Source organism: Staphylococcus pragensis (genome assembly GCF_004785665.1).
GTDB classification, from domain to species: domain Bacteria; phylum Bacillota; class Bacilli; order Staphylococcales; family Staphylococcaceae; genus Staphylococcus; species Staphylococcus pragensis.
In genome coordinates this window covers 998,008-1,022,242 of record NZ_SRPJ01000001.1, presented here as the reverse complement: position 1 = coordinate 1,022,242, position 24,235 = coordinate 998,008, and the positions used below count along the sequence as shown (strand labels likewise).

The 24,235-nt window shown below is 32.3% G+C and carries 16 protein-coding genes and 1 pseudogene; 16 read left to right on the top strand and 1 reads right to left on the bottom strand.

Going from position 1 to position 24,235, the window contains the following annotated elements; translation table 11 throughout:
• The first annotated feature begins 12 nt into the window (after positions 1 to 12).
• The 6 genes from E2558_RS05030 to pyk all read left to right on the top strand — a co-directional run bounded on the left by E2558_RS05030 (position 13) and on the right by pyk (position 9,510).
• Entirely contained in the window at positions 13 to 3,210 is a 3,198-nt protein-coding gene (locus E2558_RS05030) for a DNA polymerase III subunit alpha (protein ID WP_126567090.1), read from the top strand.
• Positions 3,211 to 3,368: 158 nt separating this feature from the next.
• Complete coding sequence (ystJ, locus tag E2558_RS05025; protein WP_126567089.1) at positions 3,369 to 4,598, top strand: NADP-dependent malic enzyme; 1,230 nt, start codon at positions 3,369 to 3,371, stop codon at positions 4,596 to 4,598.
• A 186-nt stretch (positions 4,599 to 4,784) separates the two neighbouring features.
• Positions 4,785 to 5,651 (top strand): acetyl-CoA carboxylase, carboxyltransferase subunit beta, encoded by an 867-nt coding sequence (gene accD, locus E2558_RS05020; protein ID WP_126567088.1) that lies wholly within the window; start codon positions 4,785 to 4,787, stop codon positions 5,649 to 5,651.
• Positions 5,644 to 6,591 (top strand): acetyl-CoA carboxylase carboxyltransferase subunit alpha, encoded by a 948-nt coding sequence (locus tag E2558_RS05015; RefSeq protein ID WP_126567087.1) that lies wholly within the window; start codon positions 5,644 to 5,646, stop codon positions 6,589 to 6,591. Before accD ends, E2558_RS05015 begins: the two co-directional genes overlap by 8 nt.
• Before the next feature lie 172 nt (positions 6,592 to 6,763).
• Complete coding sequence (pfkA, locus tag E2558_RS05010) at positions 6,764 to 7,732, top strand: 6-phosphofructokinase (protein WP_126567086.1); 969 nt, start codon at positions 6,764 to 6,766, stop codon at positions 7,730 to 7,732.
• Between the two features lie 17 nt (positions 7,733 to 7,749).
• The gene (gene pyk / locus E2558_RS05005) at positions 7,750 to 9,510 is read left to right on the top strand and encodes a pyruvate kinase (RefSeq protein WP_126567085.1); all 1,761 of its coding nucleotides are present in this window, start codon (positions 7,750 to 7,752) and stop codon (positions 9,508 to 9,510) included.
• Between the two features lie 225 nt (positions 9,511 to 9,735).
• On the opposite strand, the gene E2558_RS05000 is transcribed toward pyk, so the two are convergent.
• Entirely contained in the window at positions 9,736 to 11,097 is a 1,362-nt protein-coding gene (locus tag E2558_RS05000) for an amino acid permease (protein ID WP_126567084.1), read from the bottom strand.
• 348 nt (positions 11,098 to 11,445) lie between these two features.
• On the opposite strand from E2558_RS05000, the gene E2558_RS04995 reads away from it, so the two are divergent.
• The 10 genes and pseudogenes from E2558_RS04995 to E2558_RS04950 form a co-directional block, all read left to right on the top strand.
• A complete protein-coding gene (locus E2558_RS04995) occupies positions 11,446 to 12,564 on the top strand; it encodes a citrate synthase (RefSeq protein WP_126567083.1) in 1,119 nt (372 codons plus the stop codon).
• A gap of 50 nt (positions 12,565 to 12,614) precedes the next feature.
• Complete coding sequence (gene icd / locus E2558_RS04990) at positions 12,615 to 13,883, top strand: NADP-dependent isocitrate dehydrogenase (RefSeq protein WP_126567082.1); 1,269 nt, start codon at positions 12,615 to 12,617, stop codon at positions 13,881 to 13,883.
• Positions 13,884 to 14,141: 258 nt separating this feature from the next.
• Positions 14,142 to 14,852 carry a response regulator transcription factor gene (locus E2558_RS04985; protein WP_103299175.1) on the top strand — a complete coding sequence of 237 codons (711 nt, stop codon included), beginning with the start codon at positions 14,142 to 14,144 and terminating at the stop codon, positions 14,850 to 14,852.
• A complete protein-coding gene (gene pnpS / locus E2558_RS04980; RefSeq protein WP_126567081.1) occupies positions 14,852 to 16,549 on the top strand; it encodes a two-component system histidine kinase PnpS in 1,698 nt (565 codons plus the stop codon). Before E2558_RS04985 ends, pnpS begins: the two co-directional genes overlap by 1 nt.
• Before the next feature lie 138 nt (positions 16,550 to 16,687).
• Positions 16,688 to 19,321, top strand: a complete 2,634-nt coding sequence (polA, locus tag E2558_RS04975) for a DNA polymerase I (protein WP_126567080.1) — start codon at positions 16,688 to 16,690, stop codon at positions 19,319 to 19,321.
• Between the two features lie 15 nt (positions 19,322 to 19,336).
• On the top strand, positions 19,337 to 20,209 hold the full coding sequence (gene mutM / locus E2558_RS04970; protein ID WP_126567079.1) for a bifunctional DNA-formamidopyrimidine glycosylase/DNA-(apurinic or apyrimidinic site) lyase: 873 nt from the start codon (positions 19,337 to 19,339) through the stop codon (positions 20,207 to 20,209).
• 18 nt (positions 20,210 to 20,227) lie between these two features.
• Positions 20,228 to 20,833 carry a dephospho-CoA kinase gene (gene coaE, locus E2558_RS04965; protein WP_126567078.1) on the top strand — a complete coding sequence of 202 codons (606 nt, stop codon included), beginning with the start codon at positions 20,228 to 20,230 and terminating at the stop codon, positions 20,831 to 20,833.
• 201 nt (positions 20,834 to 21,034) lie between these two features.
• Entirely contained in the window at positions 21,035 to 22,060 is a 1,026-nt protein-coding gene (gap, locus tag E2558_RS04960; RefSeq protein ID WP_126567077.1) for a type I glyceraldehyde-3-phosphate dehydrogenase, read from the top strand.
• 526 nt (positions 22,061 to 22,586) lie between these two features.
• Positions 22,587 to 23,057 carry a transcriptional regulator NrdR gene (nrdR, locus tag E2558_RS04955; RefSeq protein ID WP_126567076.1) on the top strand — a complete coding sequence of 157 codons (471 nt, stop codon included), beginning with the start codon at positions 22,587 to 22,589 and terminating at the stop codon, positions 23,055 to 23,057.
• Positions 23,058 to 24,231, top strand: a pseudogene (locus E2558_RS04950) (replication initiation and membrane attachment family protein); the annotation flags it as partial.
• Positions 24,232 to 24,235 lie beyond the last annotated feature (4 nt).

The following is a 24,235-nucleotide window of genomic DNA, read 5'->3' as shown; positions in this document are numbered from 1 at the left end:
AGGAAGTCATGTATGGTTGCACATTTAAATATTCACACAACGTATGATTTATTATATTCAAGCTTGAAAATCGATGATGTTGTTAAAAAAGCGCAACAAAATGGCTATGAGGCGTTAGCAATAACAGATACGAATGTTTTATATGGCTTCCCGAAATTTTATGATGCTTGTAACGAACATCACATTAAACCCATCTTCGGTATGACCATTCACTTGTCGAATGGATTAAATACCGTTGAAACAGTGTTACTTGCCAGAAATAATAAAGGGTTAACTGCTTTGTATCGATTATCATCTGCTATTAAGATGAAGGAGAAAGACCTTGTGCCCTTAGATTGGTTACATAAATATAGTGCTGATCTTGCTATTATTTTTAAAGAGGCTCAAGAAGATCATCAATCTATCATTAATGAATTTGCTAATCATGAAGCGATATATATCAATCACACAAGTGATGCATCAATATATGATTTAAAAACAGTTTGGCTAAAAAATGCTAGGTATCTTGATGCGAAAGATATAGATACTATACCAGCTCTAGAAGCAATTAAAAACAATACAAAGTTAGATTTAGTCAACGATGTCGAGGATATTGAGGAACATTTTTTATCAGAAAATGAACTTCAAGAAATGAAGTTATCTGATAAAATACTGCACAATACTGCAGAACTTGTAAATCAATGTACAGCTGAAATTGAATATCATCAAGATTTATTACCTAAATTTGAAACACCAACTGGCGAAAGCTCTAAAGATTATTTATGGTCACTGTTGCAACAAAAGTTACAGGAATTCGATTTACATCGAGATGAACGTTACGAAGCTCGCTTAAAGCATGAATATAAAATTATAACAGATATGGGTTTTGAAGATTATTTCTTAATCGTAAGTGACTTAATTCATTATGCAAAAACTCATGATGTCATGGTAGGGCCAGGGCGTGGTTCATCAGCAGGATCACTAGTTAGTTACTTACTTGGCATTACAACAATTAACCCGATTAAATATAATTTGCTATTTGAACGTTTCTTGAATCCTGAGCGTGTAACGATGCCAGATATCGATATAGACTTTGAAGACACCAGACGCGAAAAAGTGATTCAATATGTTCAAGAAAAATATGGGGAGCACCACGTGTCTGGTATTGTAACATTTGGTCACTTATTGGCTCGAGCGGTTGCTAGAGATGTTGGGCGAATTATGGGGTTTGATGATATTACTCTTAATGAGATATCTAAGCTTATTCCACACCGTTTAGGAATCACTCTGGATGAAGCGTATCAAAACGATGATTTTAAGCAGTTCGTTCACCGAAACCATCGTCATGAGAAATGGTTTGAAATCAGTCGCAAATTAGAAGGGTTACCTAGACATACTTCTACTCACGCAGCAGGTATTATCATAAATGAGAAACCACTTTATAATTATGTGCCATTAACAACAGGGGATACAGGCTTATTAACGCAATGGACAATGACTGAAGCAGAGCGATTAGGCTTATTAAAGATTGATTTCTTGGGTCTTCGAAATCTTTCAATTATTCACCAAATTATTACACAAGTTAAGAAAGACTTAAATATAGATATTGATATTGAAAAAATACCGATGAATGATGAGAATGTATTTGCGTTACTTTCAAAAGGTAATACCACTGGCATTTTCCAATTAGAATCAGAGGGTGTGAGAAAAGTACTGGTTAGACTTCAACCAGAACATTTTGAAGATATCGTCGCTGTAACCTCTTTATATAGACCAGGTCCTATGGAAGAAATACCAACTTATATTTCAAGAAGACATAATCAAAGTGATATTCAGTATTTGCATCCTGATTTAGAGCCTATATTAAAACGTACGTATGGAGTTATCATTTATCAAGAGCAAATTATGCAAATTGCTAGTCAATTCGCAAGTTTTAGTTATGGGCAAGCGGATATTTTACGTCGCGCAATGAGTAAGAAAAATAGAACCGTATTAGAAAATGAGCGTCAACATTTTGTAAATGGTGCCGTTGAAAATGGTTATGATGAAGCGGTAAGTAAACAAATCTTTGATTTAATACTTAAATTTGCTGATTATGGTTTCCCAAGGGCGCATGCAGTTAGTTATTCAAAAATAGCCTATATTATGGCTTATTTAAAAGTACATTATCCTAATTATTTTTATGCCAATATACTCAGCAATGTAGTAGGAAATGAAAGTAAAACTGCGACTATTATTGATGAAGCAAAAAGTCAAAACTTAAATATTTTGCCTCCTGATATAAATAAAAGCCATTGGTTTTATAAAGCGACTGAATCTAATATATATCTGTCGCTTGGTGCTATTAAAGGTGTAGGCTATCAGAGCGTGAAATTAATCGTCGATGAACGATATCAGAATGGGAATTTCAAAGACTTCTTTGACTTTGCTAGAAGAATCCCTAAACGAATTAAGACAAGAAAATTGCTTGAAGCACTTATATTAGTTGGCGCATTTGATAGTTTAGGTAAGACTCGGGCTACATTGCTAAGTGCTATTGATCAAGTTTTAGATGACGTTTCTAATGTAGAACAAGATGACTTTTTATTTGATATGTTGACGCCTAAACAGACATATCAAGATAAAGAAGAACTCAGTGATCAAATGATTAGCAATTATGAAAAAGAATATTTAGGATTTTATATTTCAAATCATCCTGTTGAAAAATTATTTAACAATAAACAATACTTAGGGATTTTTAAGCTTAAACATCAGATGAATTCTAAACCAATTTTAGTGCAAATTGATAGAGTTAAACAGATTCGCACTAAAAACGGTCAAAATATGGCATTTCTAACGCTTAATGATGGTCGTAATACTATAGACGGGGTCATCTTTCCTGATAAATTTAAGCAATTGGAAACCGTTTTGAAAGAAAATGAAATTGATGTCGTATATGGCAAATTTGAAAAAAGAAATCAACAAATTCAATTAGTGGTCAATTATTTAACTACGATGGATGATTTTGAAGAGAACCAAATTAAAAAGGCGAATCAAATTATTATTCGAAATGTAACAGATATTGAGGAAGTAAAACAGCATCTTTCAAATAGCAAAGAAAATAATATTGAAGTAATGATTTATAACGAAACGTCTAATAAAACAATGACATTAGGTTTCATTAAAAGAGAAAGGGACTACCTCAGTCAATTTATTAATCTATTTAAACCGAGCGATATAAGGATTGTATAACTTTTATATGTAAAAATTTTATGATATAGTTAACTGATGATTAATAAGATAAAATCATCAGTTAATTTTATTTTATATACACATTTGAGTTAAGATAAAAAATAAGTTGTTCGCAATTTTCGTTTAAAAAATATAGATGATTAACAGGGGTTGATTTGATGTCTTTAAGAGATGACGCTTTACAAATGCACAAAGAAAATCAAGGTAAATTAGAAATAATGCCTAATGTAAAGGTAACGAATAAAGAAGAACTGAGCTTAGCTTATTCACCGGGCGTAGCTGAGCCATGTAAAGAGATTCATGAAGATCCTCGTACTGTATATGATTATACTATTAAAAGAAATACAGTTGCTGTTGTCACAGATGGTACAGCAGTATTAGGTTTAGGAAACATTGGCGCTGCTGCTAGTATTCCAGTTATGGAAGGGAAAGCAGTTCTATTTAAAAGTTTTGCAGGAATTAATGGTGTACCTATCGCATTAGATACAAAAGATACTGAAGAAATAATTAGAACAGTTAAACTTATTTCACCTAACTACGGTGGTATTAATTTAGAAGACATTTCAGCGCCACGTTGTTTTGAAATTGAAGAGAGATTAAAGAAAGAAACAAATATTCCAGTATTCCACGATGATCAACATGGTACTGCTATTGTTACAATGGCTGGTTTAATTAATGCCCTAAGAATTGTTAATAAAGATTTATCAGATATTAAAGTAGTGCTTAATGGAGCTGGCGCTGCTGGTATTGCAATTGTAAAACTTTTAGATGCATATGGTGTTAGAAATATGGTTATGTGTGATTCTAAAGGTGCTATTTATGAAGGACGTTCTCATGGTATGAATGAGACTAAAGAATACGTTGCTAAATTTACAAATAAAGACAAAGTAGATGGTTCTTTAGAAGATGTTATCAAAGATGCAGATGTATTTATTGGTGTATCTGTAGCAGATTTATTATCTAAAGAAATGGTACAAACTATGGCTGATGATGCAATCATCTTTGCTATGGCTAACCCTAATCCAGAAATCAAACCTGATGATGCTAAAGAAGCTGGGGCTAAAGTAGTTGGTACTGGACGTTCAGATTTCCCTAACCAAATTAACAACGTACTTGCATTCCCAGGTATCTTTAGAGGCGCTTTAGAAACTGAATCAACTCACATTAATGAAGATATGAAGAAAGCAGCGGTTGAAGCGATTGCTAATTTAATTGAAGAAGATGAATTGAACCCTGACTACTGCATTCCTGGACCATTTGATAAAAGAGTAGCACCTTCAGTGGCCCGTGAAGTTGCTAAAGCAGCAATGGAATCAGGTGTAGCTCGTATTGATGTTGACCCTCAAAAAGTGTACGATAAAACAATGAAATTAACTGATTTAAAATAATAAAAAGTTATTTAATCCAACTTGTTAAATAATTAACCAATAATTCAGTTTGCTATATTTACAGAGAAATTATGAATTAATATTTATTCATAATTTCTCTCTAATATTTTGCAAGCGATTAAAGACGCAAATTCAACATTTTTGTAAACTATAAGGTTGTTTGATAGGTTACGTGGAGGTTTACACATGTTTAAAGATTTTTTTAATAGAAGTAGTAAGAAAAAGAAATATTTAACAGTACAAGATTCAAAACAAAATGAAGTTCCAGCAGGGATAATGACTAAATGTCCTAAATGTAAAAAAATTATGTATACAAAAGAATTATCCGAAAATTTAAATGTATGCTTTAATTGTGATCATCACATTGCATTACCTGCTTATAAAAGAATAGAAGCGATTTCAGATGAACATACGTTTGAAGAATTTGATAAAGGAATGACATCTGCTAACCCATTAGATTTTCCAGGTTATCAGGAAAAAATTGAAAAAGATCAAAAGAAGACAGATTTAAATGAAGCAGTGGTAACAGGTACTGCAGAATTAGAAGGCATCAAATACGGAATTGCTGTTATGGATGCACGTTTCAGAATGGGTAGTATGGGTTCTGTAGTTGGAGAAAAAATTTGTCGTATTATTGATTATTGTACTGAGCATCGTTTGCCTTTCATTTTATTCTCAGCTAGTGGTGGTGCGAGAATGCAAGAAGGTATTATATCATTAATGCAAATGGGTAAGACGAGCGTCTCTTTAAAACGCCATTCTGATGCTGGTTTGCTATATATTTCTTATTTAACTCATCCGACAACGGGCGGGGTATCAGCGAGCTTTGCTTCTGTAGGAGATATAAATTTAAGTGAACCAAAGGCTTTAATTGGCTTTGCTGGTCGTAGAGTCATTGAACAAACTATTAATGAGAAATTACCAGATGATTTCCAAACTGCTGAATTTTTATTAGAGCATGGTCAACTTGATAAAGTTGTGCATCGTAAAGAAATGAAAACAACGCTTGCTCAAATTTTAAAAATGCACCAAGAGGTGAAACCGAATGCTTGATTTTGAAAAACCATTATTTGATATAAAGAATAAAATTGAATCTTTAAAAGAATCTCAAGAAAAAAATGATGTTGATTTGCAAGATGAAATTGATTTATTAGAAGCTTCTCTTGAGAGAGAAACGAAAAAGATTTATACAAATTTAAAGCCGTGGGATAGAGTACAAATCGCACGTTTACAAGAAAGACCTACTACACTTGATTATATACCTCATATTTTTGATTCTTTTATTGAGTTACATGGAGACAGAAATTTCAGAGACGATCCAGCAATGATAGGTGGCATCGGTTATTTAAACGGACAAGCAGTAACAGTAATAGGACAACAACGTGGTAAGGGTACAAAAGATAATATTTATAGAAACTTCGGTATGGCTCATCCAGAAGGATATCGTAAAGCTTTAAGATTGATGAAACAAGCTGAGAAGTTTAAGCGTCCTATTTTTACCTTTATTGATACTAAAGGTGCTTATCCGGGTAAAGCTGCAGAAGAAAGAGGTCAAAGTGAATCTATCGCTAGAAATTTAGTTGAAATGGCTTCACTTAAAGTTCCAGTAATCGCTATTGTCATTGGTGAAGGCGGTAGTGGTGGCGCACTAGGTATCGGTATTTCTAATAAAATTTTAATGCTTGAAAATAGTACATATTCAGTTATTTCTCCTGAAGGTGCATCGGCATTATTATGGAAAGATAGTTCATTAGCTAAGATGGCTGCAGAAACGATGAAAATTACTGCTAAGGATTTACATCAATTAAATGTAATTGATGAAGTAATCAATGAACCACTTGGTGGCGCTCATAATAATATCGAACAACAGGCTAAAGACATTAAAACTGCATTTGTTAAACACTTAGATGAATTAAATAAGCAAAGCGCGGATGAATTAGTCGAAAATAGATTTAACAAGTTTAGAAATATCGGTTCTTATAATGAAAATTAATTTTAAAACTAGAAATCAATACTTTGATTTCTAGTTTTTTTATATTGAATAAGTTAATTTTAATATATAAAACGTTTACATCAATATAAAGCACCTATATTAATGGAACACCTAAAAAAATTGTGGTAATTTAATACTAAAGATAATTCTAGTTAGGAAAGGGTATGTCGTCATGAAGAAAATTGCGGTATTAACAAGTGGTGGAGATTCACCAGGCATGAACGCTGCTGTTAGAGCAGTAGTGCGTAAGGCGATTTATAATGATATTGAAGTTTATGGAATTTATCAAGGTTATCAAGGTTTATTAGACGATGATATTCATAAACTTGAATTGGGCTCAGTTGGAGACACTATCCAACGTGGAGGCACCTTCCTTTACTCTGCTAGATGTCCACAATTCAAAGAAGCTAGTGTTCGTAAAAGAGGAATAGAGAACTTACACAAGCATGGAATTGAAGGTTTAGTTGTAGTAGGTGGAGATGGTAGTTACCGAGGGGCACAACGAATTAGTGAAGAAACGAAGGATATTAAAACTATTGGTATTCCTGGTACGATTGATAATGATATTAATGGTACTGATTTTACAATTGGGTTTGATACAGCTTTAAACACTATCATTGAGAGCGTCGATAAAATTCGTGATACAGCGTCAAGTCATGCTAGAACTTTTATTGTTGAAGTAATGGGGCGTGACTGTGGTGATTTAGCTCTATGGGCTGGATTATCAGTAGGGGCTGAAACTATTTTAGTACCTGAGGCGCACACAGATATTAAAGACATTGCTGAAAAAATTGAAAAAGGTATCAAACGTGGTAAAAAACATTCTATAGTGATGGTCGCTGAAGGTTGTATGACTGGACAAGAATGTGCGGATGAATTAATGAAATATATTAATGTTGATGCACGTGTTTCTGTTTTAGGTCATATCCAACGTGGTGGTAGTCCATCAGGTGCTGATAGAGTACTTGCTTCACGTTTAGGTGGTTATGCTGTAGAGTTATTAATGGAAGGACAATCTGGTAAGGGCGTTGGTATTAAAGACAACAAACTTACTGCAACACCGTTTGAAGACATTTTCAATAAAGATGATCATAAATTTTATAAAGATATTTATGAATTAGCTAAAGAGTTATCTATTTAATTTAGGAGGCTTTTATAATGAGAAAGACTAAAATCGTATGTACTATTGGACCTGCATCAGAATCAGAGGAAATGTTAGAAAAATTAATGAAAGCTGGAATGAACGTTGCGCGTTTAAACTTCTCTCATGGTAGCCATGAAGAACATAAAGCGCGTATCGATACAATTCGTAAAGTAGCTGATAAATTAGGTAAAACTATTGGTATCTTACTTGATACTAAAGGACCTGAAATTCGTACTCACGACATGAAAGATGGCTTAATTACACTTGAAAAAGGTAAAGAAGTTATCGTAAGCATGAATCAAGTGGAAGGTACACCTGAGAAATTCTCTGTAACATACGGTGATTTAATTAACGATGTTGACTTAGGATCTTATATCTTACTTGATGACGGTTTAATTGAATTACAAGTTAAAGACATTGATAAAGCTAAAGGCGAAGTTAAGTGTGATATTTTAAATACTGGTGAATTGAAAAATAAAAAAGGTGTTAACTTACCAGGTATTAAAGTTAATTTACCAGGTATCACTGATAAAGACGCTGCGGATATCTTATTCGGTATTAAAGAAGATGTAGACTACATTGCTGCAAGCTTCGTACGTCGTCCAAGTGACGTATTAGATATTCGTGAGATTCTTGAAAGAGAGAATAATCACAATATTACAATTTTCCCTAAAATTGAGAACCAAGAAGGTATAGATAACATCGAAGAAATTCTTGAAGTTTCTGATGGATTAATGGTTGCTCGTGGTGATATGGGTGTTGAAATTCCACCTGAATCAGTACCAATTGTTCAAAAAGATTTAATTAGAAAATGTAATAAACTTGGTAAACCAGTTATTACTGCTACTCAAATGCTTGATTCTATGCAACGTAACCCACGTGCTACAAGAGCAGAAGCAAGTGACGTAGCCAATGCGATTTACGATGGTACTGATGCAGTAATGTTATCTGGTGAAACTGCTGCAGGTTTATATCCTGAAGAAGCAGTTAAAACAATGAGAAATATTGCCGTATCTGCTGAAGCAGCTCAAGATTACAAAAAATTATTATCTGACCGTACTAAATTAGTTGAAACATCTCTTGTAAATGCAATTGGTGTATCAGTAGCACACACTGCTCTTAACTTAAATGTTAAAGCTATCGTAGCTGCTACAGAAAGTGGTTCTACAGCGGTAACTATTTCTAAATATCGTCCTCATTCAGATATTATCGCAGTTACACCTAGTGAACACACTGCTCGTCAATTAGCATTAGTTTGGGGTGCTTACCCTGTAATTAAAAAAGGTCGTAAAACTACAGATGATCTTTTAAATAATGCGGTTGCAACTGCTGTTGAAACTGGAAGAGTAAGTAACGGAGACTTAATTATTATTACTGCAGGTGTACCAACTGGTGAACAAGGTACAACTAATATGATGAAATTACACTTAGTAGGCGACGAAATTGCTAAAGGTCAAGGCGTAGGACGTGGATCAGTTGTAGGTAAAACTGTTGTTGCGAATAGCGCTAGTGACTTAGAAGGTAAAGACTTAAGTGAATCAATTATTGTTACTAACTCTGTAGATGAAACTCTAGTACCATACGTAGAACAAGCAGTTGGTTTAATCACTGAAGAAAATGGTATTACATCTCCAAGTGCTATTATTGGTCTTGAAAAAGGTATTCCAACAGTAATTGGTGTTGAAAATGCTACTAAAGAATTCAAAAATGATATTTTAGTAACTGTCGATGCTGCCCAAGGTAAAATCTTTGAAGGCTATGCTAACGTTTTATAATTAATTAAAGCCATATAAAATATTAAGCTTTACAATCAATATCATAGGCTAAACCATTACTATTAAATGGTTTAGCCTATTTTTTATGCTTAAAGGAATCACGTGTAAAAGGGTGACGTATGTTTTAAGAAGGAACGATTAAGAATAAGCAATACTAGATTAATTGTTACATAAAAAAACCTTAACTTACCGAATTCGATAAGTTAAGGTTTATGAGCAATATAATTATTTAGTTCTTTTAGCTACTTTTTTATATCTTAAATACATTAATCCTAAAATGATAAACCATAATGGTGTTAAGAAAATCGCATTTCTAGTAGTTTCATTCACGAATAATAAACAGAATACTAAAATGAAGAACACTAGAATTGCATATCCCATATATTTACCACCAGGAAGTTTATAATTAACTTTTTTATGTAGCTCAGGATTTTTTCTGTGATAATTGATATAAGCAATAATAATTAATGCCCATACAATAATGAATAATACAGTAGAAATAGTTGTTACATAAGTAAATACTAGAGTAGCATCAGGGAAGATGTAATTTAGCAATGCTGTAACCAACAATAACGCTGATGATACGATAATTGCAATATGTGGTACACCGTTTTTATTTGTCTTTCTAAAAGAAGGAGGTGCTTGTTCTTGTTCAGATAACCCAAATAACATACGGCTATTTGAGAAGATACCACTGTTACAAGATGATGCTGCTGCTGTTAATACTACGAAATTAATTAATCCTGCTGCAAACGGAATACCAATTAATGAGAATAATCGTACAAATGGACTTTCAGCAGGATCCACTTTATCCCAAGGGATAATTGACATGATTACTGCTAATGCACCCACATAGAATACTAAAATTCTTAATGGTACCGCATTAATTGCTTTTGGAATAGTTTTCTCTGGATCTTTAGCTTCTCCGGCTGTCACACCAATCATTTCGATACCTACGAATGAGAATAGTGCCATTTGGAATGACATAAAGAAACCTGAAGCGCCATCAGCAAAGATGCCATGTTTATATAAGTTAGTGAAACTTGCATGACCAAATTGTGTATTAAACGCGAATAGAATCATAATTAAACCTACAACTATCAAAGCGATGATTGTAACGATTTTGATAATCGCAAACCAGAATTCTAATTCACCAAATATTTTAGCACTTAATAAGTTGAATGCCATTAGAATTAATACACAGAATAATGCTGAAATCCAGTTTGGAATGTGTGGGAACCAGAAACTTACATACTTTGCAACAGCTGTAACTTCGGCCATTCCTGTAATAATCCAACATAACCAATAAGTCCAACCAGTTACAAAACCGGCGAAAGGTCCTATGTATTCATTAGTCACGTCTGCGAAAGAGTGGAAACGGGTATTTTGAATCATAATTTCTCCGAGACCTCTCATGAACATGAATAACATGAAGCCTATAATAATATAGGTGAATAAAATAGATGGACCTGTCATTGCTATCGTTTGTCCAGCTCCCAAGAATAACCCTGTACCAATTGCGCCGCCAATGGCAATTAATTGCACATGACGATTACTCAACCCTCTTTGTAATTTTTCTTCAGCCATAAGACAACTCCCTTACATTTAATTAATATTTATTATGCACTTATATAACCAATTCGACAATTATTTTTATAATTTTTTCTAAAATTTCCTTTAATATTTAGTTAACAAATTGTAATCATTCTTGATAAAAAAATTAAAATTTTCAATATTTTCTTACTAGTTACATTTTAAATTGAAGCATAAAGCCATTGATAACGGGGATTATAGGTTATAAAAGTATCATAATAGTAAATTGGATACACATTAGTTTGATTGTGAAAAGGTATATATTCATTCACAAAATTTAGACAATTAGCTATAATGTTCTTGAAAGCCATTACATTAAGTTAAAGAAAAGGGGAATTGCTTATGGCAGAATTACAAAAAGGTTTAGAAGGGGTAATTGCAGCTGAAACTAAAATCAGTTCAATTATTGATAGTCAATTAACATATGCGGGCTATGATATTGACGACTTAGCAGAACATGCGCAATTCGAAGAGGTTATCTTCCTTTTATGGAATTATAGATTACCAACTCAAGATGAATTAGATACATTAAAAGAAAAATTAAATAAATATATGACATTAAATCCAAGAGTGTATAAACACTTCGAGGAATACGCAACTGATAATGTACATCCAATGACAGCATTACGTACATCAGTTTCTTATATTGCACACTTTGATCCAGATGCTGAAGATGAAACAGAAGAGAATCGTAAAGAAAGAGCGATTCGTATTCAAGCTAAAATTGCATCATTAGTTACTGCATTTGCACGTGTGCGTGAAGGTAAAGAACCTGTAAAACCTAACCCAGAGTTAAGTTATGCAGCTAACTTCTTATATATGCTAAGAGGGGAATTACCAACTGATACAGAAGTTGAAGCATTCAATAAAGCATTAGTTTTACATGCTGATCATGAACTAAATGCTTCAGCATTTACAGCACGTTGTGCCGTTTCTTCTTTATCTGATATGTATTCAGGTATTGTAGCTGCTGTTGGTTCTTTAAAAGGACCTTTACATGGTGGTGCAAATGAACAAGTTATGAATATGTTATCTGATGTTAAATCAGTTGATGAAGTAGATGCTTATTTAGATGAAAAATTCAAAAATAAAGACAAAATTATGGGCTTCGGACATCGTGTATACAAAGACGGAGACCCACGTGCTAAATATTTACGTGAAATGAGTCGCAAAATCACTTCTGAAACAGGAAGAAGTGAATTATATGATATTTCAATTGCAATCGAAAAACGTATGCGTGAAGAAAAAGGCATTATTCCAAACGTAGATTTCTTTAGTGCAACTGTATATCACAGTATGGATATTCCACATGATTTATTCACACCAATTTTCGCAGTGAGCCGTACTTCTGGTTGGACTGCTCATATTCTTGAACAATATCGTGATAACAGAATTATGAGACCACGTGCTAATTATATTGGTGAAAAAAATCGCAAATATGTACCAATCGAAGAAAGATAAATTAATTTATTAAAATAATTTAATTATAATTAATCTTGGAGGTTAAAGTTATGTCAACAGAAAAAATTACTAGAGCTAATGAAGGATTAAATGTACCAAATGAACCAATCATTCCATTTATTATTGGTGATGGTATTGGACCAGATATCTGGAAAGCAGCAAGTCGTGTTATTGATGCTGCTGTTGAAAAAGCATATAACGGTGAAAAACGTATTGAGTGGAAAGAAGTTTTAGCAGGTCAAAAAGCTTATGATGAAACTGGCGAATGGTTACCACAAGAAACATTAGATACGATTAAAGAATATTTAATCGCAATTAAAGGGCCTTTAACTACACCAATCGGCGGTGGTATTCGCTCACTTAACGTTGCTTTACGTCAAGAATTAGACTTATTCACTTGCTTACGTCCTGTACGTTGGTTTAAAGGTGTACCTTCACCAGTTAAACGTCCTCAAGATGTTGATATGGTTATCTTCCGTGAAAACACTGAAGACATCTATGCTGGTATCGAATTTAAAGAAGGTACTGATGAAGTTAAGAAAGTCATCGATTTCTTACAAAATGAAATGGGTGCTACTAATATCCGCTTCCCAGAAACTTCAGGTATTGGTATTAAACCAGTTTCTAAAGAAGGTACTGAAAGATTAGTAAGAGCTGCAATTCAATATGCTATCGATAATGATCGTAAAGCTGTAACTTTAGTTCATAAAGGTAACATTATGAAATTTACTGAAGGTTCATTCAAACAGTGGGGTTATGATGTAGCACATAATGAATTTGCAGATAAAGTATTTACTTGGCAACAATATGATGAAATTGTTGAAAAAGATGGCAAAGATGCTGCTAATGAAGCTCAAAACAAAGCAGAACAAGAAGGCAAAATCATTATTAAAGATTCAATTGCGGATATCTTCTTACAACAAATTTTAACTCGTCCAGCTGAGCATGATGTAGTTGCTACTATGAACTTAAATGGTGACTATATTTCAGATGCTTTAGCAGCACAAGTTGGTGGTATTGGAATTGCACCAGGTGCTAATATTAACTACGAAACAGGACATGCGATTTTCGAAGCAACACATGGTACTGCTCCTAAATACGCAAACTTAAATAAAGTTAATCCTTCATCAGAATTATTAAGTTCTGTATTAATGCTTGAACATTTAGGATGGCAAGAAGCGGCTGATAAGATTACAGATGCTATTGAAGCAACAATCGCTTCAAAAATCGTTACTTATGACTTTGCTCGTCTAATGGATGGCGCTAAAGAAGTTTCTACTTCTGAATTTGCTGATGAACTTATTAAAAATTTAAAATAATCATTAAGTATTAATATCACTCACTTGAAGCTTAGATATAGGCTTCAAGTGAGTTTTTTTGATTAATCTTATAAAAAATTATAATTTAATGACTAAATTTGTTAATATTAAGTTAAGGTTAGTAAAATAATTTCTTAATAAATAGAAAATATTATATTAATTGTTAAGTTTATGTAAATTTAATATGTGGTATGTTATTTTTATTTAAACATCAGTTATAATGTACATGAATGTTATTTCTAATCAGGGAGGCACATTATGTCACAAAAAGTATTAGTGGTGGATGACGAGCAATCCATTGTAACTTTACTAAAATATAATCTAGAAACAGCTGGTTACATCGTTGAAGTTGCATACGATGGGGAAGAGGCACTTGAAAAAGTAAATGAAGTTCAACCTGAACTGATTGTTTTAGATGTAATGTTACCGAAAAAAGATGGAATTGAAGTTTGTAAGACAATTCGATCTGACAAAAACTTAGTTCCAATTTTAATGTTAACTGCTAAAGATGATGAATTTGATCGTGTATTAGGGTTAGAATTGGGCGCAGATGATTATATGACTAAACCTTTTTCACCTAGAGAAGTAGTAGCGAGAGTTAAAGCTATCCTTAGAAGATCGAAATTTGCTAGTGAAGTAGAAAAAGATGATGTGGATGAAGAAGATATAGTAATAGAAAATATCAGAATTAGACCGGAATTCTTTGAAGTCTACAAAGATGATGAATTATTAGAATTAACACCTAAAGAATTTGAATTACTTCTATATTTAATCGAAAGACAAGGGCGAGTGATCACAAGAGAACATATGCTTAATTCAGTATGGAATTACGAATTTGCTGGAGATTCTAGAATAGTTGATGTACATATTAGTCACTTAAGGGATAAATTAGAAGAAAATCCTAAGCAACCTAAATTAATTAAAACTGTACGTGGTTTAGGTTATAAATTAGAAAGACCTAAAGGGTAATGTTAAAGTTTCATCATAGATTACTTCTTCTATTAGGTACCATCACGATTATCAGTTTTATAGGTTTAGGAGCTATTATACATCATACGATTTATCAAATATTATCTACAACACAAAGTGCTGAATTAACCCATATTTCTGAAAATTTTATAAAATTAAATAACCAAAAGAACAATAAAGAAATTACTAATATTGCATCTGACCAACATTTAACGGTTTATATATATAAAAATGACAAGGTTATCTATAAATTGGGTAATCATCATAATTTAAATAAAAATATAGATAATGCTGCTAATCCTTCTGAAATTGTTTATCACAATGAAAATGGACAATTAAGATATACGTTTAAACATAGTATGAATGATAAAAAGATATACATAAGCGGCTTAAATAATGAAATTATTGAGTTACAAAAAAGTATGTGGAAATACTTGTCTATCATTGGCATCTTTGTATTATTGGCAGTTTACTTAGCAGTTAGAAGTATTAATAGAACCTATATCAGACCGATTAATGAAGTTACATATGCAACATCACTTATTGCGGATGGTTATTATCATGTTCGCGTACCAGAAAGTAACGTTAAAGAAACGCGAGCACTTTTTGTTACAACAAATGATTTAGCGAGACGACTTCAAAAGCTTAATAATAAGCAAAAAATGCAATCTAATCGTTTAAAAACAACCCTTGAGAATATTCCAAGTTCAGTCTTAATGATTGATAAGCAGGGAGAAATCGTGATAGCTAACCATGCATATTATGAAGTGTTTAGACCAGGTAAAAAAGTAGAAAGTAAAGACTATACCTCATATCTAGATGAAGAAATACAACGTTTAATACTTGAAGCGTTTAAAACTGAAAAACAAATCTACGATCAGATAGAATTATATATTAATGATGTACATCAAAAATACTTTGATGTTTCATGTATACCAATTCTAAGTAAATCTAAAAAACGTCTACAAGGGCTAGTAGTCGTTATGCATGATATTACAAATTTAAAGAAACTTGAAAATCTAAGACGAGAATTTGTAGCAAATGTTTCTCATGAACTTAAAACACCAATTACGTCAATTAAAGGTTTTGCTGAGACTTTAATTGAAGGTGCTAAAAATGATGAACAATCACTTGAAATGTTTTTAAATATTATTTTAAAAGAATCAAATCGTATTGAATCACTAGTGATGGATTTACTAGATTTATCACATATTGAACAACAAACGGAACTTGAAACAACGTACGTTAACCTTTCAGAATTAGCTTGTAATACGATTGATAATCTTCAAAACCAGGCGAGATATAAAAACATTGCTATTATTTCAGAAATTGAAAAAGATGTGATTATTGAGGCCCATGAAAATAAACTAGCACAAGTGATTACTAATTTATTATCTAATGCGATTAATTATTCTTTTGAAGATAATAAAGTTATAGTGAGAGTTTATCGAGAAGATATTAAAGTTAACTTGGAAATTCAAGACTTTGGTATTGGTATTGATAAAGATGAACAAAAACACATCTTTGAAAGATTTTATCGCGTAGATAAGGCAAGAAGTCGTGATTCAGGAGGAACAGGATTAGGACTATCAATTACAAAACATATTGTAGAAGCACATCATGGTACGATTAATGTTGAAAGCCAACTTGGTAAAGGTTCATTGTTTAGAGTGTCATTTATAGATGAAAAACAATAAAATTTTAAATTACCTGTTTATTTGTATATCGCAAATAGACAGGTTTTTTATTGTTTAGATTTACAGTAAAGTCATTAATTCGTGATGATACAGGGAATATGCTAAAATATAATTAAATTCATTCTGGAGGTTTGCACTTTGAATAAATTAATCTTAATAGATGGTAATAGTTTAAGTTTTAGAGCTTTCTATGCCTTGCCACTGCTTTCTAATAAAGCAGGTATTCATACAAATGCAATCTATGGATTTGCTATGTTACTAGAAAAAATTATGAGAGAAGAACAACCGAGCCACTTTTTAGTAGCATTTGATGCAGGTAAAACGACATTCCGTCATTCCAAGTATAGTGAGTATAAAGGTGGCAGACAAAGTACACCACCTGAATTAAGCGAGCAGTTTCCATATATACGTCAATTATTAGATGCTTATCATATTAAACACTATGAATTAGAAAATTACGAGGCCGATGATATTATCGGTACACTAAGTAAAGAAGCGGATAAGCAAGGTTTTGAAACGATTATAGTAACCGGAGACCGAGATTTAACTCAATTAGCGACTGATAATGTCACTATTTATTATACGAAAAAAGGTGTTACTGACGTCGATCATTATACTCCAGAATTTATTGCCGAAAAATATGACGGATTAACGCCACATCAAATTATTGATATGAAAGGGTTAATGGGAGATACGTCAGATAATATTCCAGGTGTTGCTGGAGTGGGTGAAAAAACTGCGATTAAACTTTTAAAACAATTTGAAACTGTCGAAGGTGTTTATGACAATATTGAATCAGTTTCAGGAAAAAAACTTAAAGAGAAACTTGAAAACAGTCATGATGATGCATTAATGAGTAAAGACCTAGCGACAATAAATTGTGAAAGTCCTATTGAAGTAAATTTAGAAGATACACAACTTAAAAATCAAGAAGACAATAAAGATAAAATTGAGTTATTTAAAAAATTAGAGTTTAAGCAGTTACTTGCTGATATGGATAGCGACGTTCCTGAGACTGAAGATAATTCAGATAGAACATTTGAAATTGAACCTACTTTTGAACATATCGATCTAAAGCATTTAGATGAAGCAGTAATACATTTTGAAATAGATGGTTCAAACTATTTAAAAGATGAAATATTAAAATTTGGTTTCTATACAGGTGAACAACATATTGTTATCAATGCTGACAGTATTAATGATTATCCTGATTTAATCAAATGGCTTGAAGATGAGAATACGATCAAATGTGTTTATGATGCTAAGAAAACGTATGTCGTAGCTCATAGATTAGATATAGATATTAAAAATATTCAATTTGATGTAATGCTAGCAAGTTACATTATAGAGCCTTCAAGAACAATAGATGACGTCCGTTCTGTTGTAACGCATTATCGTCAAAATTATGTAAAAGATGATATTTCTATATATGGTAAAGGTAAAAAACGTAGCATCCCTGATGATGACGTTTTAAACATTCATATCGCTTCTATAACTGAAGCTATTCATGAATCACAACCTTTAATGTTAAAAGAGTTAGAAGCGCATAATCAAATAGAATTATTACAGAACTTAGAACTTCCACTTGCGCGCATCTTAGGTGAAATGGAAGAGACAGGTATCTATACAGATGTCAATGATTTACAACAAATGCAACATGAAATTCAAGAAAAATTGGATACACTTATTAGTAATATTCATAATGCAGCTGGAGAAGAATTCAATATTAATTCGCCTAAACAACTAGGTGTTGTATTATTTGAAACGCTTAAACTTCCAGTCATTAAAAAGACGAAAACGGGTTATTCTACAGCAGTTGATGTGTTAGAACAACTCCAAGGGGAACACCCAATCATAGATTATATTTTAGATTATCGCCAATTATCTAAATTACAATCAACTTATGTTGAGGGATTACAAAAAGTAATTAGTGATGACAAACGTATTCATACACGTTTCAATCAAACATTAGCTCAAACTGGACGCTTGTCTTCAGTAGACCCTAACTTACAGAATATACCTGTTAGACTTGAGGAAGGACGTAAAATTCGTCGTGCATTTAAACCAAACTCAGATGACAGAGTCATACTTTCAGCGGACTATTCTCAAATTGAGTTACGTGTATTAGCTCATATTACGCAAGATGAAAGTATGAAAGAAGCGTTTATTCATGGTCATGATATTCATACTGCTACTGCTATGAAAGTCTTTGGCGTTGAAGCGGATGGCGTAAATGATTTAATGCGTCGTCAAGCCAAAGCTGTTAACTTTGGTATTGTTTATGGAATAAGTGACTATGGTTTAAGTCAAAGTTTAGGAATAACTCGTAAAAAAGCAAAAGCATTTATTGATGATTATTTAGCTAGTTTTCCAGGTGTAAAACAATATATGTCAGATATTGTAAAAGATGCGAAAGCAAATGGTTACGTTGAAACACTATTACATCGTCGTAGATATATACCAGATATTACTAGTCGTAATTTTAATTTAAGAGGCTTTGCTGAAAGAACTGCGATGAACACACCAATACAAGGTAGCGCAGCTGACATTATTAAACTAGCAATGGTTGAATTTGATAAGCAAGTTAAAGAGACTTCTTATCATGCGAAATTATTACTTCAAGTTCACGATGAATTGATATTTGAAGTACCTAAAGATGAAATTGAAGATTTTAGTGCGTTTGTAGAAGACATAATGGAACATGCACTAGATTTAGATGTACCTTTAAAAGTAGATTCAAACTATGGCTCTACTTGGTATGATGCGAAATAGAGAAAGGAAATTGAAATGCCAGAATTACCAGAAGTTGAACATGTTAAAAGAGGTATAGAACCATATATTAAAAATGCTACTATTAAAAGTGTAACCTTTTCAAAAAAAGTAATTGAAGGGAAACGCCAAGGTAAAGAAACTATCATTAAAGGGATAAATCTAGATGGTTTCTGTTTAAATAGTGAAGGTTATACATTAAAAAAAATTGAACGTCGTAGTAAATATATCGTATTTAATATCGAGAAAAATAATAATGAACGTATTTTATTAAGCCATTTAGGTATGGCAGGTGGGTTTTTCATCGTTAATCAATTATCTGAAATAACGACACCTAATTATAGAAAACATTGGCATGTTATTTTTCACTTAGATAATGGCAAAAAACTTGTCTATTCAGACATACGTCGATTTGGAGAAATTCGTAACTTAGCTTCCTTTGACGATTATCCTTCATTTTTAGAAATAGCGCCGGAACCGTTTGATGATGAAGCGCTTGAACATTTTAAAGATTATTTAAATCAAAAGAAAGTACAGAATAAGCCAATTAAACAGATGTTATTAGATCATAAGATTGTCGCTGGCTGTGGCAATATTTATGCGTGTGAAGCGCTGTTTAGAGCGGGAATTCATCCTTCAAGAAAAGTTAAAGGTACAACTGAACTTGAACGTAAAATGGTGTTCTATTATGTTCAAGAAGTTCTAAAAGAGGGTATTGATAATGGAGGTACTAGCATTTCAGATTATCGACATGCAGATGGTAAAACTGGTGAAATGCAACTTCATTTAAATGTGTATAAACAAAGTAAATGTAAAGTATGTGGGCATGACATAGAACAAAAAGTAGTAGCAGCTAGAAATAGTCATTTCTGCCCGCAGTGTCAGAAATAGAAATGAGTGGTGATATTTATGCCTAAAGTGATTGGGTTAACAGGTGGTATAGCAACAGGTAAATCTACAGTTTCTGAACTTTTAACTGCATATGGCTTCAAAATTGTAGATGCGGATATAGCAGCGCGTAAAGCTGTAGCTAAAGGTTCAAAAGGTCTAGAACAAGTTAGAGCGCAATTTGGTGAGGAAGCAATTATTGAAGAAGGTGAAATGGATCGTAAATACATGGGAGAACTCGTGTTCAATCATCCTGAAAAACGCCTCGAATTAAATAAAATCGTGCATCCAATTGTAAGAGAAATTATGGAAGAAGAAAAACATGAATATTTACAACAAGGTCATAATGTAATTATGGATATTCCGCTTCTATATGAAAATGACTTACAAGATACAGTAGATGAAGTTTGGTTAGTATATACTTCAGAAAGTGTTCAAATTGATCGTTTAATGGAACGCAATAATTTGACTGCGGAAGATGCTAAAGCAAGAGTATATAGTCAAATTTCAATTGATAAAAAAAGCAGAATGGCAGATCATGTCATAGATAATCTTGGAGACAAACTTGAATTAAAACAAAATGTTGAAAATTTATTAACTGAACAAGGATTTTTAAATAAAGAATAATTTTAAGCCCCAAATCTTAGTGAAAAAGAAGTTATTAATCATAACACTTTTCGCTAAGATTTTTTTAATAACTAAAACTTATTAAAGTTATATAAAAATAAAATATTTAAATTAGTGGAAAACGCTTTCAAATTCAAATAATTATGTTACACTAATTTTATAAAGTATAACATATAAACAAACAATCAAGGGGTGCTTTAAATGTCAACAAATATAGCAATTAATGGTATGGGTAGAATCGGTAGAATGGTATTAAGAATTGCATTACATAAAGATAACTTAAACGTAGTAGCAATCAATGCTAGCTATCCACCAGAAACAATTGCGCATCTAATTAATTATGATACAACTCACGGTAGATACGATAAAAAAGTAGAACCAATTGAAAATGGTATCCGTGTAGATGGTCATGATATTAAATTAGTGTCAGATCGTAATCCAGAAAACTTACCTTGGAAAGATTTAGATATTGATATCGTCATTGAAGCGACAGGTAAATTCAATCATGGAGATAAAGCAATCAGCCATATTAATGCTGGCGCTAAAAAAGTATTATTAACTGGTCCATCAAAAGGTGGCCACGTTCAAATGATTGTTAAAGGGGTAAATGACGATAAATTAGATGTTCAAGAATATGACATTTTCAGTAATGCTTCTTGTACAACAAACTGTATTGGTCCAGTTGCAAAAGTGTTAAATGATAAATTTGGTATTGTAAATGGCTTAATGACAACAGTTCACGCTATTACTAACGACCAAAATAACATTGATAATCCACATAAAGACTTACGTCGTGCGCGTTCATGTAACGAAAGTATCATTCCAACTTCTACTGGTGCTGCTAAAGCATTAAAAGAAGTTTTACCTGAAGTAGAAGGTAAATTACATGGTCTTGCTTTACGTGTGCCAACTAAAAACGTTTCTTTAGTAGACTTAGTTGTTGATTTAGAGAAGAACGTTACAGTGGATGAAGTGAACGATGCATTCCGTAATGCTGGTTTAGAGGGTATCTTAGATGTTGAGGACGCACCATTAGTATCTGTTGATTTTAATACTAATCCTAACTCAGCTATTGTTGATGCTCAAAACACTATCGTTATGGGTGACAATAAAGTTAAAGTTATTGCTTGGTATGATAATGAATGGGGTTACTCAAATAGAGTAGTTGAAGTTGCTGAACAAATTGGTAATTTAATTGCTTCTGAAAATGCAGTACCTGCTAACTAATTATATATAATAATCTCAATTCTTATTCATAAGGGAAATGAGTCAGACTGTCGACAAAGTATTGATCTTTGCCGGCAGTTTTATTTTTTACATGTATTTGTAGTTATTAGGTAGGTGTTTATTTGTTAAGTAGTGGTGCTTTTTCGGTGGAAAAGGCTTGTGTATGAATCACTCGATACTTTTTTTATTAGGCGTCTGCACAACTACACTTCATCACTCACTTCAGAACTACTAATAAGATTTAAGTTTAATTTAAAATTATTATGTAAACTTTTGAAGGTATATTTACTCATCTGAAGTTTAAGAGTGTTTGGAATAGTTATCTAAGGAAGTACAAATTTTTTATTTTCAATTATTGGACAATATATTGCATCAATATAAGTAAAATAAATAAGGTTTAGATATATAATACCAATTTTAGTTGAAATAAATACAGATTTGGTATTTTAGCTCATAAGTCGACTTCTTTTGTCTCAATTACATTTATAGTATAATGAAGCATAATCTATTCAAGAGGGTGAAAGATATGAAATGCCCAAAATGTAATTCAACGCATTCACGTGTCGTTGATTCACGTCATGCTGATGAAGCTAATGCAATTCGTAGAAGACGTGAATGTGAAAATTGTGGAACTCGTTTTACGACATTTGAACATATAGAAGTTAGTCCGCTTATAGTAGTGAAGAAAGATGGCACACGTGAACAATTTTTAAGAGAAAAAATATTAAATGGACTTGTAAGGTCATGTGAAAAAAGACCTGTACGTTATCAACAACTGGAAGATATTACTAATAAAGTTGAATGGCAATTGCGTGACACAGGTCATACTGAAATCTCATCTAGAGATATTGGGGAACATGTGATGAATTTACTTATGCATGTGGATCAAGTGTCCTATGTACGTTTCGCTTCTGTGTATAAAGAATTTAAAGATGTAGACCAATTACTGGCCTCTATGCAAGGTATATTGAATGAAAATAAACGGAGTGATTCATAAATGAGTTTGCAATCTTATGAATATGGTTTAAGACCTCACGATGGGTTTGAAGTTTATCGCTATTTTTTCTTTAATCATAATCATTTAGATATACTAAATCGTTTATATGTTCCACTAATTGGTACGCAAGCGATTGGTGTTTATCATTACATGAATCAATTTGTAAATGAATCAGTAAGTGAAGCACTAACGCACTACACTATCATGAACGAATTAAAGATCAATTTATTAGAGTTTAGAAAGTCCATGGATGCATTAGAAGCAATTGGTTTAATTAAGACGTATGTGAAACATAGTCATGAACAATCTTTTTTTATTTATGAACTCATTCAACCACCAACAGCATATCAATTCTTTAATGATCCGATGTTGTCTGTTTATCTATACAACGAAGTAGATAATAAAAGATATAAGCGTTTAAAAGCTTATTTTGAAAAGAATGAACCTAATTTAGCAAGGTTTCAACAAGTGACACGTAAATTTACCGATGTTTTTAAAGTGCCTCAAAATAATATAAGTGTAGATTCATCTCCAATAATCAAAGAATCTAATTATTCAGGTATCGATTTATCAAATGAAACATTTGATTTTGATATGCTAAAAGAAATGTTGCAAACGCATTTTATTAGTAGTGAAATTCTTAATAAAGAAGCACGTCAATTAATTATTCAGTTAGCTACATTATACGGCTTAACGCCAGATTCAATGAAACGCATCATTCTGAACTCAATTACAAGTAATCAACAACTTTCTTTTGAAGATATGAGAAAGCATGCTCGTTCCTATTATTTAATAGAACATAATCAGCAGCTTCCTGAATTGCAAGTGAAAACGAGTGATAGTCATCAATCATTACCTGAGACGCAAAATGAGAATGCGCTAAAAGATGATAAAACATCTACTAATGAATGGTTTGATTTATTAGAACAAACGAGTCCAATTGATATGCTTTCATCATGGTCAGAATCTGAGCCAACTTTACAACAAAAAAGAATGATTGAAGAATTAATAGAACGCGAAAAATTGTCATTTGGTGTTATTAACATTCTGCTACAATTTGTCATGCTTAAAAATGATATGAAGCTTCCTAAAACTTATATATTTGAGATTGCCTCAAACTGGAAAAAGTTAGGCATTAAAACAGCTCAGCAAGCATATAATTATGCTCTAAAAACAAA

What these genes read in the sequence shown, in the direction of transcription:
- E2558_RS05000 (WP_126567084.1), bottom strand. Translation starts at nt 11,097, where the DNA reads ATGGCTGAAGAAAAATTACAAAGAGGGTTGAGTAATCGTCATGTGCAA.
- gap (WP_126567077.1), top strand. Translation starts at nt 21,035, where the DNA reads ATGTCAACAAATATAGCAATTAATGGTATGGGTAGAATCGGTAGAATG.
- E2558_RS05015 (WP_126567087.1), top strand. Translation starts at nt 5,644, where the DNA reads ATGCTTGATTTTGAAAAACCATTATTTGATATAAAGAATAAAATTGAA.
- mutM (WP_126567079.1), top strand. Translation starts at nt 19,337, where the DNA reads ATGCCAGAATTACCAGAAGTTGAACATGTTAAAAGAGGTATAGAACCA.
- pyk (WP_126567085.1), top strand. Translation starts at nt 7,750, where the DNA reads ATGAGAAAGACTAAAATCGTATGTACTATTGGACCTGCATCAGAATCA.
- coaE (WP_126567078.1), top strand. Translation starts at nt 20,228, where the DNA reads ATGCCTAAAGTGATTGGGTTAACAGGTGGTATAGCAACAGGTAAATCT.
- ystJ (WP_126567089.1), top strand. Translation starts at nt 3,369, where the DNA reads ATGTCTTTAAGAGATGACGCTTTACAAATGCACAAAGAAAATCAAGGT.
- pnpS (WP_126567081.1), top strand. Translation starts at nt 14,852, where the DNA reads ATGTTAAAGTTTCATCATAGATTACTTCTTCTATTAGGTACCATCACG.
- pfkA (WP_126567086.1), top strand. Translation starts at nt 6,764, where the DNA reads ATGAAGAAAATTGCGGTATTAACAAGTGGTGGAGATTCACCAGGCATG.
- E2558_RS04995 (WP_126567083.1), top strand. Translation starts at nt 11,446, where the DNA reads ATGGCAGAATTACAAAAAGGTTTAGAAGGGGTAATTGCAGCTGAAACT.
- E2558_RS05030 (WP_126567090.1), top strand. Translation starts at nt 13, where the DNA reads ATGGTTGCACATTTAAATATTCACACAACGTATGATTTATTATATTCA.
- nrdR (WP_126567076.1), top strand. Translation starts at nt 22,587, where the DNA reads ATGAAATGCCCAAAATGTAATTCAACGCATTCACGTGTCGTTGATTCA.
- E2558_RS04985 (WP_103299175.1), top strand. Translation starts at nt 14,142, where the DNA reads ATGTCACAAAAAGTATTAGTGGTGGATGACGAGCAATCCATTGTAACT.
- icd (WP_126567082.1), top strand. Translation starts at nt 12,615, where the DNA reads ATGTCAACAGAAAAAATTACTAGAGCTAATGAAGGATTAAATGTACCA.
- accD (WP_126567088.1), top strand. Translation starts at nt 4,785, where the DNA reads ATGTTTAAAGATTTTTTTAATAGAAGTAGTAAGAAAAAGAAATATTTA.